Below are 14,829 nucleotides of genomic sequence, written 5' to 3'. Positions count from 1 at the left end.
CATTTTCTATTCCAAGTTATAGCAATAAAAAATCCGCTCGAAAGCGGATTCATTACTGCAATAGAATACTGAAATTTTAGTGTTTTGGATTTAATATCATGTCGATTCTTTTAATCACATCTTCATAATGATATTTTGTTTCTGCATTTACAGCTCTAGTTTTAGCGACTGATAAAGTAGATTTTAAAGTGGTCAACTCGCCTCTAACCAATCCTCTCACATCCGATTGCGCCACATTATAATAGTCAGCAGGACGACCTGATTTAATTTCTTCTTTCATCAGATAACTCATTCTTTCTATATAAGCGCGTTGTAAATTTCTTCTGTAAATAGTCACATTCGAACCTAAACCGGCTTCTTTCCAAATTCCTCTGCGCATGTCACCCAGTAAATCCAAGGCTTTATAATTAGCCGTACCCATTATTTCTGCATCCATCAATCGGCCAATACGCTCAAAACTCATTACACTATTCAAATGTCGGGCTTGCAAATTTCTAAAACGCTCCGTATACCCGGAGTAATCAATGTTTTTCAATGTGCTCACATTCACCAACCACGTTGGAGAAGCAAAAGCATTGGCTTGCAACCATTGCATCGCTTCTTGTTGCTTTGCTTTTGGTACAATATCATAAATGCTACCTTTTTGGTTTGGCTTTTTGGTAGCTTCATAAACACCTCCAACATTCGTTACCACATGCCCTACATACCTGCTCCAAACATCCATCATCTCTTTATACAATTCATCTAAATCCTCGTAATTATTAGTCACATCACTCGTCCATTCTGATAAATGTGCCGCTACATATTGCAAATTTTTAAGTCCGTAAGAACCTGCTTTCATTGAATTATTACCAATATCTTCCGTTTGTGAAGACGGGTCAAAACTACTGCTTTGTTTCCCAAATTTATAAATAGGATTTTCGGCTTTTTCCATAATCCATTTATCTAATGTTGGCACTTCAACTTCTGATGAAGTCGCATTTGGAATAACTCTGTACCCCCAATTAGTGGCATAATGATCGTAAGGTCCCATTTGGCGTATGAAACGAACGTTTTTATCTCCGGGTTGTGCGATGTAATTGAAACGGGCATAATCCATCAAACTGGCTGCGATTCCGTTTTTTTGTGTAAAATCACCATTTCTGTAATTTTCAGTATCATAAGCGCAACTTGCACCCATATTATGAGGAAAACCAAGAGCGTGGCCCACTTCGTGAGCGATAACCATACGCATCATTTCACCCATTTCTTCATCACTCGTATTTAATGTTCTTGCTGTAGGATTTGCAGCTCCCGTTTCTAACAAATAGCGATTTCTGTACGAACGCAAATGGTTGTGGTACCAAATCACATCACTCTCGATAATTTCTCCCGTTCTGGGATCAGAAACGCTGGGTCCAACGGCATTACGAGTCGTGCTCGCCACATAACGAATTACAGAATAACGAATATCTTCCGGGCTAAAATCAGGATCTTGTTCTTTAGTTGGTGCGTCTTTGGCAATAATTGCATTTTTAAAACCAGCCGTTTCAAAAGGCTTTTGCCAATCTTCGATTCCTTGTTTGATGTACTTGCGCAATTTCTCAGGCGTAGCAGGATCTAAATAATAGACAATAGGTTTTATCGGTTCTACCAGTTCCCCTTTTGCGTAAGCGACCGGATCTTTAGGCTCCAATCTCCAACGGCGGATAAAAGTCTTGCTGTCTGATTTCAATTCATTGCTCCCGTAATCGATTTGATCCATCGTAAACCATCCCACTCGCGGATCAGCTAATCGGGGTTGCATTGGTTTTTCAGGCAATAAAATCATCGACTGATTCATTTGGATGCTTATCGTTTCTGAATCTTCCTGAACGGGCGGTTTAGATGCGTTGTAGGTGAAATCCTGAATCACTTCAATGTTCATCGGGAAACTTTTCATCGTATTGATAAAACTGCGGGAATCATCCATTCCTTTGACTTTGTAGGTTTCTCTCATTTCTGCCGATAAACCGCTAATCGCTTTCACATCGGTGCCATAAAATTTAGTCACATCAATCACCGTATTTGCCGAATCTTTGCTGAAGGCTACGATATCAAAAGCAAATAATGTAGGCTCATAATTATTGGATTTCACCGAAATACTGATTGGCAAACTGTCATTGGCAACAGCACTGAACGATTTTAACTTGATAAGGATTTTATCCTGAAAACGCTGCCAAACAATCAATTGTTCATTGGTTTCGGAACCTGCATTTACATATCCACCACCTAAATTAGAAGGCAGTTTAGACAAACGACTCACCAAAAGCATGTCTTTATCCAAGTATTTATTGGGGATTTCGAAGAAATACTTTTTATCTACTTTGTGTACCGTAAACAATCCTTCGTCAGATACGGCGTCTTTAGTAATTACCTTGCTGTATTCCTTTATGGTGGGTTCCGGTTTCTTTTCCGGAGGAGGAACTACAGCGGAATTTTTATCTTTTTTCTTTTTGGACTGTGCAAATTGGGTAGTGGGCACAAGCATCGTTGCAACGATTGCAGTTAAAATGAAAAGTTTCTTCATTTAGTGGTTATTTAGTGGTTAATCAATATCAAAAATAAATTTTAGAGCCCGTAAATTGAATAGTATTCATTGGTTTAACTTTTAATTAACAACTGTTCTGTTTCTTGTTGTACATTTCATACTGGAATCAGTATCAATGTTTTTATGAAATGTTTTTTTTACTTGATTTTGTAGAATGAAATTAGTTTTAAAGAATAGCGAACTATTTTGTACGAATAATTTTATTATATTTGAGAAATGATTACTGACAGTTATCAGATAAAATTATCAAATTTTGGGTGTATTTGTCTAACAGTGTCAGACATATGAAAAATTTAGCAGCAACCGCTTGCCAACCGCACAAATTGAAAAACATGAACAACTTCCTCAAAATACTAAAATGGGTGAATTACATTTCGATTCCGTTAGCGGTAATGAGCTTTTTATACGTAGTAAATTGCAAAATTTATATGGGAATGTTGATTCCTGCATATTTTTTTGTGTTTACATTTTTAAATTTGATTGTTATAACCATTATTAATCGGATTTGTAATAATTCGTCTGTAGATGTTTTTAAAGACTGGAAATGTTTTTTTGCGTTAGTGCTTTCGTATTTTCTTATTACACTTACGCTAGCTATTTGGAGTTACTGAAAATAGTCAACACGGTAGCTACTACAACGGATTTGGGCAATAGGCTTAATGGAAAGTTGTTTTTGTATTTGAGATGATTTGGCAAACCAGCTCCGCAAGTGTTTCTTCTATACGCTGCGCAAATGTCTCTGACTTTGCGTCCACAAACAATAATCAACAAACATAAACCCACAAAAAAGCCCCAATTTGGGGCTTTTCCTATTTTTATTCTTCTACTTCATCCGTACCATGGGATTTTGAATATCCTCTCCATTTCTCGATACAATCCTGAAAATCCTGCGGAAGTTCCGTATCAAAACGCATCAGTTCACCCGTTGTAGGATGTACAAAGCCCAAGGTTTTGGCGTGTAAAGCCTGTCTTGGCAAAGCTTTGAAACAGTTGTCTATAAACTGTTTGTATTTCGTAAACGTAGTTCCTTTCAAAATCAAATGACCGCCATAACGCTCGTCATTAAAAAGCGGATGTCCTATGTGTTTCAAGTGTGCCCGAATCTGGTGCGTTCTTCCCGTTTCCAGTTGGCACGAAATCAACGTCACGTAACCAAAACGCTCCAACACTTTATAATGCGTTACGGCAGGTTTCCCTATTTCCGGATCAGCAAAAACCGCCATTTGCATGCGATCTTTCAAGTGTCGTGCTAAGTTTCCTTCAATCGTTCCTTTCTCTTCAACTACATTTCCCCAAACCAAAGCAACATACTCCCTTTCAGAAGTTTTCGCTTCAAATTGCTTGGCAAGATGCGTCATGGCAGCTTCGGTTTTGGCAATTACCAATAAACCCGAAGTGTCTTTATCAATTCGATGCACTAATCCGGGACGTTCGCTGCTGTTCATTGGCAAATTATCAAAATGATACGCCAACGCATGCACTAAAGTTCCGGTGTAATTCCCGTGACCGGGATGCACCACCATTCCTGGCAATTTATTTATTAATAACAACGCATCGTCTTCGTAAACAATATCAAGCGGAATATTCTCCGGATTAATATGGTTTTCATAAGGAGGATGCGTAAGCATAACGCGCACCACATCATTGGCTTTCACTTTGTAATTCGACTTCACTGTGGCATCGTTTACAAAAATATTCCCTTCGGTAGCTGCGGTTTGTATTTTATTGCGAGTCGCATTTTGAATTAGGCTCATCAAGTATTTATCAATTCGCAAGGACGCTTGGCCTTTGGGAACTTCAAATCTAAAATGTTCAAATAACTCGTCTTCTAAATCTATTGTATCTATATTATTGTTCATCAACTGGTGTTTCTTCTATTGGTGCAGCCAGAGTATCCGCAGCACTTTCTTCTTCTTCATAACTCATTTTTCCGTCTCCTAAAACCAAATCAATTTTGGATGATTTCAAGACCCTGTCCCCTACTTTCAGGTTTCTCCCTTTGAAACGCATTTCCAATACCATATCTTTTCCAAGATTTGGAACATACGTAACCGTTCCTTCCTCAAGCCCTAACGCTTTCAATGTAGGCACCGCTTCACGATATGTTTTATTCACTAAATCAGGAATTCGCACGGATGAAAATCCCGAAGTATTTATTTTTATGTATATTTTTCTGCCCACTTTTACCTTTGTACCCGGCGATGGATCTTGCTCTACCACACTAAATTGCGGGAAATCACTTCTATAATCCACACTATCCAAAAGCACATAATCTAAATCCAACTCATCTAACTTTTCCTCCACTTGCTCTTCAGTCAATTTACTCAAATTTGGAACAGCAATTTCATGACCATGATCTGTTGTAAAAGTCAACCAATGCATAAACAAATAACCCAAAGCGGCAATAATGGCAATCGCAATTAATACTTGTACTAAAAAGACACGACTAGTAAGATACTTACGTAAACTCATAAATTTATTTTTATATGTGGCAAAGATAAAGCTATTTCGTTTCAAAAAAAATGATAATTTTGTTTAATGCTTTTTGGAGCTATTTCCCGCTATTCGTTGCAAATGAAATTCACTGAACTCCAATTAAAATGAAAGTATAGTGAAGTAATCTTTTTATCCGCCGAAAAGGCTGATAAAAAGGATTTCCACTGCTATCGGGGCTAGAATATAGTGCTAAAAACACCTTATTATTTATTCGAACAACTAAGAACAAAACGATACAAAATGAAAAACATTGCCATCATCATGGGCGGATATTCCAGCGAGTATAAAATCTCACTCATCAGCGGAAACGTCGTATATCAATTTCTGGACAAAACGAAATACAACGGATTCCGAATCCATATTTTCAAAGAAAAATGGGTCTATGTTGATGCTAATGACGCCGAATTCCCCATCGATAAAAATGATTTTTCAGTAACTGTTGATGGCAATAAAATCACTTTTGACTGTGTTTTCAACGCCATTCACGGAACTCCCGGCGAAGACGGACTAATGCAAGCGTATTACGAATTATTACATATTCCGCAAACTTCCTGCGATTATTATCAAGCGGCGCTAACATTCAACAAACGTGATTTATTATCCGTTTTAAAACCATACGGAATAAAGACCGCCACTTCCTATTACTTGAATAAAGGCGATACCATCAATACTGACGAAATTGTAGCTAAAGTTGGTCTGCCTTGTTTTGTAAAACCAAATAAAGCGGGTTCCAGTTTTGGAATTTCCAAAGTAAAAACCATCAATGAATTGCCAATCGCAATAGAAGTCGCTTACAAAGAAGACAACGAAATCATCATAGAAAGTTTCCTTGACGGAACCGAAGTTTCTGTAGGAGTTATCAATTACAAAGGAACCGTAACCGTTTTACCAATCACCGAAATTGTTTCGGATAATGATTTCTTCGATTATGAAGCCAAATATTTGGGTAAATCACAAGAAATCACACCGGCAAGAATCTCAGATGAAATGACCCAAAAAGTGAGCGAAATAGCCAGACGCGCTTATGAAGTCCTAAAAATGAGAGGTTTCTCCAGAAGTGAATTTATCCTCGTAAACGATGAACCACACATGCTAGAAATGAACACCATTCCGGGATTAACGACCGAAAGTTTGATTCCGCAACAAGCCAAAGCTGCCGGAATTTCATTGGAAGATTTATTTAGCAATGCGATTGAGTTGGCTTTAAATAACTAACTCTCCATTATGATAGAAATCTTTGAATGGAACCGATTATTGTACAATGATTTACCAGAATCCTTTCTTTTAGAAGTCATTTTCCGTTCTACGACAATGTTTACAGTTTTACTATTAACATTAAAAGTGGCTGGAAAACGTGGCGTGAAGCAATTATCTGTTTTTGAAACAGTCATCATTATTGCTTTAGGGTCAGCAGCGGGAGATCCCATGTTCTATGAAGAAGTTGGAATAATTCCGCCCATAACCGTATTTCTGGTCATTATACTTTTATACCGATTAGTAACTTGGCTAACAGGAAAAAGTAAACGATTTGAAGAGTTTATAGAAGGCAAAACCGAATGTATTATCAGCGAAGGAAAATTTTCAATTGCTACTTTCAAAAAGGAAAGCTTAGCACAAGATGAATTTTTTTCGGAACTCCGATTGAAATCGGTAGAACATTTAGGGCAGGTAAAAAATGCCTTTATGGAAACCAGTGGCGAAATCAGTGTTTTTTATTATGAAGACCATGAAGTCCAACCAGGCTTGCCAATTCTACCTTTTTTATTTAAACAAAAAAGTAAAATGATCCCAACAGAAGGTATTTATTCCTGCACCTTTTGCGGAAATACTGAAAGCCATAAACCAGGAAATGCGGAGTGTAGAGTTTGTGAAAAATCTGAATGGGTCGAAGCAATACAGACACTTCGAAAAACCTAATTGAGCAAAACATAAGTTCAATTTAATTATATTTTATAAAATGAGAAAAGCCATATTCCCGGGTTCATTTGACCCAATTACATTAGGACATGAAGACATCATCAAAAGAAGTATTTCATTATTTGATGAAATCGTAATTGCCATTGGTATCAATGCCGAAAAAAAATACATGTTTTCACTGGAAGAAAGAAAACGATTTATCGAAGAAACCTTCAAGAATGAGCCTAAAGTTTCGGTGATTACTTATGAAGGTTTGACCATTGATTTGTGCCATAAAATAAAAGCAGACTTCATTCTGCGTGGTTTACGCAATCCCGCCGATTTCGAATTTGAAAAAGCCATCGCACACACCAATCGCCGCTTATCAAAAATAGAAACCGTTTTTTTATTGACTGCCGCGAGAACTTCGTATATCAGTTCCAGTATTGTGAGAGATGTAATCCGCAATGGAGGTCAATATGAAATGCTGGTTCCTGATGCCGTTCGAGTAAAATAGTGATTACCATCAACAAAATATAAAATTGTGAAACGTGGCAATAAGCTGTAATTTCGCCTAAAAATAAAAGCCATCAAACAATGAGTATAGAAAGAGAATTAAGCAAACGCAGCGGATCGAAATGTGAACTTTGTGTCGCAACCGAAAACTTAAAAGTATATCAGGTATTGCCAACCAAAAAAGGTGGACTTGACGAAAGTATCATGGCTTGCAGTACCTGTATCGACCAAATCGAAAAACCGGATAACGTAGATTTAAATCACTGGAGATGTTTGAATGACAGCATGTGGAGCGAACACACAGCAGTACAAGTAGTAGCATGGAGAATGTTAAGCCGTATGCGTGCAGCGGGATGGCCTCAAGAATTATTAGACCAAATGTATTTAGACGAAGATACTTTGGCTTGGGCGCAAGCAACTGGTGAAGGGGAAGAAGACGAAACCAAAGTAATTCATCGCGACAGCAATGGAGTGATTCTTGAAGTTGGAGATTCAGTGGTTTTAATCAAAGATTTGAAAGTAAAAGGATCTAGTATGGTTGCCAAACAAGGAACTGCTGTACGTAACATTAGACTGGACCATGAAAATGCGGAATACATTGAAGGAAAAGTAGATGGTCAGCAAATTGTAATTATTACACAATACGTTAAGAAGATATAGTCATCAGTTGGCAGTGTTCAGTGATCAGTTAAAAAATGGAGTGGTCAGTGGTCAGTTTTTAGTGAGCAGTAAAAAAACATTCTAACAATAAAAAAATCGTTAACAGTATATTATACTGTTAACGATTTTTAGCTATAATTAAGTCACTGATAACTCTTTTCTCTGACCACTGAATACTTTTTATAAACTTCAGACACTGACCACTAAAAACTGACCACTGAACACTAATTACTCCTCTTCCTTCTTAATCACTTTTCGAGCGACTTCGATTTTAAATTTCTTGCCTTTCATTTTCTCCTCTTTAATGGCATGAAGCAAGTCTTTTACTTTGTTGAATTTAACTGCTGCAAATGATATAAAATCTTTTACTTCGATTAATCCTAAATCTCCTTTTTCCAATTTTCCTTTTTGGGAAAAGAAACCGACAATGTCAATTTTATTCAGTTTATTTTTCTTTCCGCCACTGATGTAGATGGTTTGAAATTCAGGTGGTTTTGGCAATGAAGTAGAGTTTTCGACTTTCAAAGCTTCCATACCATAATCGATGTAATCCATTTTTTTCTCACTTTCATGAGCAATAATATAGGCGGTTCCAGAAGCCAACATACGTGCTGTACGTCCGTTTCTATGGGTAAATTCATCTTCTTTTGATGGTAAATGATAATGAATTACGTGATTCATTTCGGGAATATCAAGACCACGAGCAGCCAAATCAGTTGTAATTAAATAGCTTACACTTCCGTTTCTAAACTGTATTAACGCGCGTTCTCTTTCGTCCTGATCCATTCCGCCATGATAATACGTGGCATAAATTCCTTTTTCGTTCAATGTATCGCTGATGCGTTCTGCAGCATCACGATGGTTACAAAAAACTATTGCCGACTGTGATTTCAACGAACAAATCAAGTTGAACAAACTTCCTATTTTGTCTTTCTCCTTCGAAACGACCATTTTCATCGAAAGATTCGTTTCGGTTACGTTTTCTGGAATAAAGTCCAAAATTGTTGGGTTTACCACTCTTGTATATCTTGGAATCTCAATATCGGAAGTTGCCGAAACCAAAACGCGTTTATTCAGTTTTGTTAATTTTCCAATGATAAAAGACATTTGCTCATGAAAACCCAATTGTAATGATTTATCAAATTCATCCAGAATCAAGGTTTGGATTTTATCCACACGAAAAGTTCCTCTGTCGATATGATCCGCAATTCTTCCCGGAGTCCCTATTAAAACTGCTGGAGGATTGCTTAAATTCTTAATTTCAGTATCTATGGAATGTCCGCCGTAGCACACATTTACTTTATAATCAGTCCCCATTTTTTTCCAAACCTGCTCAATCTGCAAACCTAATTCACGTGATGGAACTAGAATCAAACATTGAACCGATAGAATTTCGGGCTGTAACATTTCTAAAATGGGCAACAAAAAAGCCAAAGTTTTTCCGGAACCTGTTGGCGAAAGCAATAAAACATTATTGTCATTCAGGATAGTATCTTGTGCTACTTCCTGCATTTCGTTCAGGCTTTCGATGCCTAAATTCAAAAGTATATTGTTGGAATGGTGTTTCTTATTCATTTTGCAAAGGTAATTTTTAATTCTGAGTTATGAATTTTGAATTATAAATTTTCATTCTTTTAAATCGGGAGCTCCCTTTTCTTGCGATCATTTCTATTCCTATCGAAAAAAAGCTACATTTGAGATTCAATTTAAAAACCGAAGTATGAGATTTTTCACATTCCTTTTTTTACTATTCTCCATCAGTTCATTTGCACAAAAAACGAATAAATACGATACTTTTTTCGAAAAAGGCAATGGAAACCAATCCGCATCTTATCAAGAAACAATTGCCTACTACAAACTTCTGGCGGATGATTTTTCTACTATCCAAATGCAAAAAATGGGATTGACAGACAGTGGCGAACCATTGCACATGGTTGTTTTTAATCCGGAAAAACAATTTGACTTTGGAAGTATCCAAAAAAATAAAGCGGTAATTTTGCTTAACAACGGCATTCACGCAGGCGAACCGGACGGAATTGACGCCAGTATGCAATTATTTAGAGATTTAGCTTTGGGCAAAATAAAAGCGCCAAAAAATACCGTTATCGTTTGTATTCCGGTGTATAATATTGGAGGCGCTTTAAACAGAAATTCCACTTCAAGAGCCAATCAGGACGGACCGGAAATCTATGGCTTTCGTGGCAATGCCAGAAACTATGATTTGAATCGCGATTTCATCAAATCAGATACTCGAAACACGAAAAGTTTTGTAGAAATTTTTCATAAAATAAATGCCGATGTTTTTATTGACAATCACGTCAGCAATGGCGCAGATTACCAATACAAACTCACGTACATTATGACCCAACATAATAAATTAGGAACCGTTTTAGGTGATTTTTTAAATACTGAAATGATGCCCGATTTGGTCAAAGATTTACAAAAAAAGAACATCGAAACTACGCCTTACGTCAATGCTTTTCAGGACACACCGGACAAAGGTTTTGGTCAATTTTTTGAAAGCCCACGATTTGCAACTGGCTATACTTCGTTGTTCAATACCATTGGGTTTGTAGTGGAAACACACATGCTTAAAAAATATGCCGACCGTGTGAAAGTGACGTATGAATACATGCGCACAGCAATCGATTTTACAGATGCTAATTACAAAAAAATCAAACAACTGCGATTGAAAAATGAAGAACAGTATAAACCAAAGAAATCGTACACTATAAAATGGGAAATTGACAGTGCCAAAACGATTCCTTTTTCGTTTTTAGGCTATGAAGCCAGTTACAAGAAAAGTGACGTAACATCCGGAAATCGCTTGTTTTATGACAAAACAAAACCATTCAAAAAAGACATTCCGTACAACAAAGAATTCAAATCAGTAAAAGAAATAATCATTCCGGAAGCATATATAATTCCAAGAGGATTTTGGCCTGTAATTGAATTATTGAAGAGCAATACAATTTCATATCGTCAACTAAAGAACGACACTATAATTGAAGTGGAGAGTTATAAAATCGCGGACTTTAAAACGACAAATTCCGCATACGAAGGCCATTATTTGCACAGAAACACTTCGGTAACCTCTAAAATGGAGAAAGTAGCTTTCGCCAAAGGAGATTACGTTATTCCCACACAACAAAAGGGAATAAAATACGTATTGGAAACATTGGAACCAGAAGCAATAGATTCTTTTTTCAACTGGAACTTTTTCGATACGATGTTACAACAAAAAGAAGGCTATTCAGATTATGTTTTTGAAGATTCAGCTACGCAGATTTTAAAAGAAAATCCAAAATTAAAAGCCGAATTTGATTTAAAAAAACAAAGTGATGTGAGTTTTATCAATAATCCGGAAGCACAACTGGACTGGATTTACAAACATTCGGTTTATTATGAAAAAGCACATTTACAATATCCGGTGTATCGCGTCTTAAAATAAAAAAAGCTCCTATTTTAGGAGCTTTTCTTCTTCAAATAATAATTTTATGTTCTCATAAGAGTTTTTCAGCGCCTCTTTAATTTGTTCAGGATTCATCCAAGCCACTTTTTCGATTCCTTCTTCTAATTGACCTTGCGGGGTTCCTTCAAAGTCAGATTGCATTTCGAACCAATGCGTAATTTTTAGCTTGTATTTCCCATTACGTCTAAAAATGTGATAGGTTTTTTGAAGTTTATGGGATATTGTCAAGCCATTTACACCTGTTTCTTCCTCTACTTCACGCATGGCAGTCTCCTGAATTTCCTCTCCTTTTTCGATTCCGCCTTTGGGTAAATCCCATTTTCCATTTCTAAAAATGAATAAAACTTCACCTTTTTTATTGTAAACTAAACCGCCACCGGCTTTGGCAACAGGTATTTTTGCTTTCAAAGTCTTCATAATCACGCTTTCATCAGGATGATACAAGTATGCTTTTTGAATTTTATTTTGAAAGATTTTTATTATAAGTTGCTCTATGTCAATACTTTCTAGCAAGAACAACTGAAAATCTGTCTCCTTAGAGATGTGATTTGTCAAAAAAAGTGGTTTGTCGTTAACAAAAACTTTATACATTTGTACTATGATTTTTAATAAAGATACAGCCGAAAAAACAGCCGAATTTCTATTGCAAATAAATGCAATTAAATTGAATCCAAGAAATCCTTTTACATGGGCTTCTGGATGGAAATCGCCTATTTATTGCGATAACCGACTAATCCTCTCATTTCCAGCCGTAAGGAATTACGTCCGGGATGAATTTTCCAAAAATATTGAGAAACAATTTGGTAAACCAGATGTTATTGCCGGTGTTGCCACTGGAGCAATAGGAATTGGAATGCTAGTAGCGGAAAGTTTGGGATTACCATTTGTGTATGTTCGCCCAGAACCAAAAAAGCACGGAAGACTAAACCAAGTAGAAGGTTTTTTACAAAAAGGACAAAATGTAATTGTTGTAGAAGATTTGATCAGTACGGGAAACAGTAGTTTACTTGCCGTTGAAGCTTTACGTGAAGCTGGAGCGAATGTAAAAGGAATGGCAGCAATCTTTACCTACGGTTTTGATGTTGCTGATGAAAATTTCAAAAATGCACATCTGGATTTATACACGCTAAGCAATTATCAAAATTTATTGAATTTGGCTGTAGCCAAAAGATATATTACAGAAGAGGAAGAACAGACTTTAAGAGAATGGAATGTGAATCCCTCCACTTGGAATATTGAAGTTTAAAAAAATAAAATACCAGAAATTATGAACTTAGAAAGTCCAAAAGTTAGTGTCTCAAAATCAGCTCAAGAATTGTTTGATTTATTGAGTGATGTAAAGAACTTCGAAAAATTAATGCCCGAAAACATTGCTAAATTTGAAGTTATTGGTGACGATGCTTTTATTTTTGGATTAAAAGGAATGCCAGAAATTAAGCTAAAAATGAAAGAAAAAGTAGCTCCAAGCAAAATTGTTTTGGGTGCTGCGAGTGATAAACTTCCATTTACATTGATAGCAAACATAGATGCTATTTCTGACAACTCCAGTGATGTAAAACTTGATTTCGAAGGCGATTTCAATCCTATGATGGCTATGATGATAAAAGGTCCAATTGGAAAATTTATCGAAACTTTAGCTGGGAATATGACTAAATTGTAAAAAAATAGTTTAAATTAAATAAAAGCCCCTTTTAGTTTACACTAAAAGGGGCTTTTATTTAATTACAAAATAGGCTTACTGTTTTATCAATCTCACTGTTTTTTGTTTAACACCTTGATTGATAATCGCAATATACGAACCTGATGAGAGCTCTTCACCAAACTTGATTTCTTGGCTATCACTATTTTGAATGTGTTTCACCATTCTGCCTAATATATCATATACAATCACTTCTGTTTTTTCAGTAGTACCGCCTTTTATATCAAGAATAAAATATTGGGTAGATGGGTTGGGATATGCCGTTATAGTGAATGGTACAATTTCCGGAGTTTTCTCAACAATTATCTCTTTTGAAGCTGCATTTTTCTTCACCTCATGTATAACTATAGAACCTCCACCAAGTGATGTTGTTGGTAAATCATTTTCATCGTTACCCATATTATTATCATAAATAACAGTATTACTGTTATTCTTGTCCCATATTTTTATACGGAACTTATCAGCACCCGAACCTCCATCAATTGCGGAAACTAAGAACTCATAGTTACCTAAACCATTAATTTTACCTAATCCTTTATAGTTAGCCTTTGTACCGGAAATAACCAATCGCATATCATCATAAGAAGAACTATTAAAGTTTAGATTACCTTCTTTAAACTGAAATTCAGTATTCCCATCTGGTACTGTGGAACCTTTTTTGTATTTCGCTACAAACCCAAAATTAGCTTTTCCCACTAATAATGGATTGCCTACCCAGGCACCTGCAGGAGAGTTAATCCAGCCGCCACCTGTTACGAAACCACCATTAGGATCGTAAACAACAATGTAGTCGTATTGGAAGGTTGTTGAATTTGCTCCACAAGCATCCGTTAAAGTCACTAGAATTGAATAAACACCAGGAATGGAGTAAGTATGCGATACCGTGAACAAACCTGAAGCTGGATTTGGAACATTTTGAACGGTCGATGTAGCATCATCCCATTTTATAACAGCATTACTCAGATTATTGTCATTATGATTCACTGTAATACTGATTGGAGTATTAATCGAAACTGGTCCAGATACGCCTGTTATAGAACTAATCACTGGAAGTGTGTTATTAACTGTCACATGAATCACTTCCTCATCTGATAATACGGGAGTGCCATTGTCGGTTACCTTAACAGTGAAGGTATAAATACCGGCACATTGTGTTCCCCTAGGCATCCAGGTGAATACGCCTGTTGATGCATTAATCACTGCACCAACAGGAGCACCAACCAAACTGAAAGTTAAAACATTAATAGGAATATCAGAATCCGTGGCCGTAGCTGTAAACGTCAAATTAGCCAATTGATTTACAGATTTGTTACCGATTGCTGCCAGTACGGGAGCCGCGTTTACCTCTGCAACCGCAATATTGAACGTTTCTGTATCAGTAAGGTTCGGTAGGTTTGCCCCATTGTCCGTAACGGTAACAGTTACCGGATAAGAGCCTCCCCCTTGTGCCTCAGTTGATGTCCAGCTGAAAGCCCCTGCACTGGTGATACTCATTCCTGCGGCTATCGATGTTGCATCTAA

Annotated in this window: 13 protein-coding genes; 7 read left to right on the top strand and 6 right to left on the bottom strand. The window is 36.7% G+C overall.

Translation table 11 applies throughout. From position 1 onward, the window contains the following. Positions 1–76 precede the first annotated feature (76 nt). From E0H99_RS13825 to E0H99_RS13815, 3 genes are all read right to left on the bottom strand, one after another. Positions 77–2,548: a zinc-dependent metalloprotease gene (locus tag E0H99_RS13825; protein WP_131996712.1), complete on the bottom strand. Its 2,472-nt coding sequence runs from the start codon at positions 2,546–2,548 to the stop codon at positions 77–79. Between the two features lie 836 nt (positions 2,549–3,384). Continuing rightward, positions 3,385–4,428 carry an RluA family pseudouridine synthase gene (locus tag E0H99_RS13820; RefSeq protein ID WP_131996709.1) on the bottom strand — a complete coding sequence of 348 codons (1,044 nt, stop codon included), beginning with the start codon at positions 4,426–4,428 and terminating at the stop codon, positions 3,385–3,387. Then, positions 4,418–5,041: a PASTA domain-containing protein gene (locus tag E0H99_RS13815; RefSeq protein ID WP_131996706.1), complete on the bottom strand. Its 624-nt coding sequence runs from the start codon at positions 5,039–5,041 to the stop codon at positions 4,418–4,420. The genes E0H99_RS13820 and E0H99_RS13815 overlap by 11 nt, the downstream gene beginning before the upstream one ends. A 264-nt stretch (positions 5,042–5,305) precedes the next feature. Here E0H99_RS13815 and E0H99_RS13810 point away from each other — a divergent pair, with 264 nt between their 5' ends. The 4 genes from E0H99_RS13810 (at position 5,306) to E0H99_RS13795 (ending at position 8,137) form a co-directional block, all read left to right on the top strand. Next, on the top strand, positions 5,306–6,280 hold the full coding sequence (locus tag E0H99_RS13810) for a D-alanine--D-alanine ligase (RefSeq protein ID WP_131996703.1): 975 nt from the start codon (positions 5,306–5,308) through the stop codon (positions 6,278–6,280). A gap of 9 nt (positions 6,281–6,289) precedes the next feature. Further along, positions 6,290–6,982 (top strand): DUF421 domain-containing protein, encoded by a 693-nt coding sequence (locus E0H99_RS13805; protein WP_131996700.1) that lies wholly within the window; start codon positions 6,290–6,292, stop codon positions 6,980–6,982. Between the two features lie 40 nt (positions 6,983–7,022). Further along, positions 7,023–7,478, top strand: coding sequence for a pantetheine-phosphate adenylyltransferase (gene coaD, locus E0H99_RS13800; protein ID WP_131996698.1), 456 nt, complete (start codon positions 7,023–7,025; stop codon positions 7,476–7,478). Positions 7,479–7,558: 80 nt separating this feature from the next. Then, positions 7,559–8,137, top strand: coding sequence for a PhnA domain-containing protein (locus E0H99_RS13795; RefSeq protein ID WP_131996695.1), 579 nt, complete (start codon positions 7,559–7,561; stop codon positions 8,135–8,137). A 228-nt stretch (positions 8,138–8,365) separates the two neighbouring features. Here the strand turns inward: E0H99_RS13795 and E0H99_RS13790 are convergent, their stop codons facing one another. After that, positions 8,366–9,712 carry a DEAD/DEAH box helicase gene (locus E0H99_RS13790; protein ID WP_131996692.1) on the bottom strand — a complete coding sequence of 449 codons (1,347 nt, stop codon included), beginning with the start codon at positions 9,710–9,712 and terminating at the stop codon, positions 8,366–8,368. Between the two features lie 145 nt (positions 9,713–9,857). Here E0H99_RS13790 and E0H99_RS13785 point away from each other — a divergent pair, with 145 nt between their 5' ends. After that, positions 9,858–11,588, top strand: coding sequence for a M14 family metallopeptidase (locus E0H99_RS13785; protein ID WP_131996689.1), 1,731 nt, complete (start codon positions 9,858–9,860; stop codon positions 11,586–11,588). A gap of 9 nt (positions 11,589–11,597) precedes the next feature. Here the strand turns inward: E0H99_RS13785 and E0H99_RS13780 are convergent, their stop codons facing one another. After that, complete coding sequence (locus E0H99_RS13780; RefSeq protein ID WP_131996686.1) at positions 11,598–12,200, bottom strand: NUDIX hydrolase; 603 nt, start codon at positions 12,198–12,200, stop codon at positions 11,598–11,600. A gap of 7 nt (positions 12,201–12,207) precedes the next feature. Here E0H99_RS13780 and pyrE point away from each other — a divergent pair, with 7 nt between their 5' ends. Both pyrE and E0H99_RS13770 read left to right on the top strand, forming a co-directional pair. After that, the gene (pyrE, locus tag E0H99_RS13775) at positions 12,208–12,855 is read left to right on the top strand and encodes an orotate phosphoribosyltransferase (RefSeq protein WP_131996683.1); all 648 of its coding nucleotides are present in this window, start codon (positions 12,208–12,210) and stop codon (positions 12,853–12,855) included. Positions 12,856–12,876: 21 nt separating this feature from the next. Next, positions 12,877–13,269, top strand: coding sequence for an SRPBCC family protein (locus E0H99_RS13770; RefSeq protein WP_131996680.1), 393 nt, complete (start codon positions 12,877–12,879; stop codon positions 13,267–13,269). A 75-nt stretch (positions 13,270–13,344) separates the two neighbouring features. Here E0H99_RS13770 and E0H99_RS13765 read toward each other — a convergent pair. After that, on the bottom strand, positions 13,345–14,829 hold a 1,485-nt coding region (locus E0H99_RS13765; protein WP_131996677.1), incomplete at its 5' end, for a putative Ig domain-containing protein.

The sequence above is a fragment of the Flavobacterium sp. GT3P67 genome, from assembly GCF_004349155.1.
Lineage (GTDB): Bacteria > Bacteroidota > Bacteroidia > Flavobacteriales > Flavobacteriaceae > Flavobacterium > Flavobacterium ranwuense.
Note: the sequence above shows the minus strand (reverse complement) of the source record. Positions and strands in the feature narration are given on the sequence as shown.

Coding starts and splice junctions, on each gene's coding strand:
- E0H99_RS13785 (WP_131996689.1), top strand. CDS start 9,858: ATGAGATTTTTCACATTCCTTTTTTTACTATTCTCCATCAGTTCATTT.
- E0H99_RS13815 (WP_131996706.1), bottom strand. CDS start 5,041: ATGAGTTTACGTAAGTATCTTACTAGTCGTGTCTTTTTAGTACAAGTA.
- pyrE (WP_131996683.1), top strand. CDS start 12,208: ATGATTTTTAATAAAGATACAGCCGAAAAAACAGCCGAATTTCTATTG.
- E0H99_RS13805 (WP_131996700.1), top strand. CDS start 6,290: ATGATAGAAATCTTTGAATGGAACCGATTATTGTACAATGATTTACCA.
- E0H99_RS13795 (WP_131996695.1), top strand. CDS start 7,559: ATGAGTATAGAAAGAGAATTAAGCAAACGCAGCGGATCGAAATGTGAA.
- E0H99_RS13820 (WP_131996709.1), bottom strand. CDS start 4,428: ATGAACAATAATATAGATACAATAGATTTAGAAGACGAGTTATTTGAA.
- E0H99_RS13770 (WP_131996680.1), top strand. CDS start 12,877: ATGAACTTAGAAAGTCCAAAAGTTAGTGTCTCAAAATCAGCTCAAGAA.
- E0H99_RS13790 (WP_131996692.1), bottom strand. CDS start 9,712: ATGAATAAGAAACACCATTCCAACAATATACTTTTGAATTTAGGCATC.
- coaD (WP_131996698.1), top strand. CDS start 7,023: ATGAGAAAAGCCATATTCCCGGGTTCATTTGACCCAATTACATTAGGA.
- E0H99_RS13825 (WP_131996712.1), bottom strand. CDS start 2,548: ATGAAGAAACTTTTCATTTTAACTGCAATCGTTGCAACGATGCTTGTG.
- E0H99_RS13810 (WP_131996703.1), top strand. CDS start 5,306: ATGAAAAACATTGCCATCATCATGGGCGGATATTCCAGCGAGTATAAA.
- E0H99_RS13780 (WP_131996686.1), bottom strand. CDS start 12,200: ATGTATAAAGTTTTTGTTAACGACAAACCACTTTTTTTGACAAATCAC.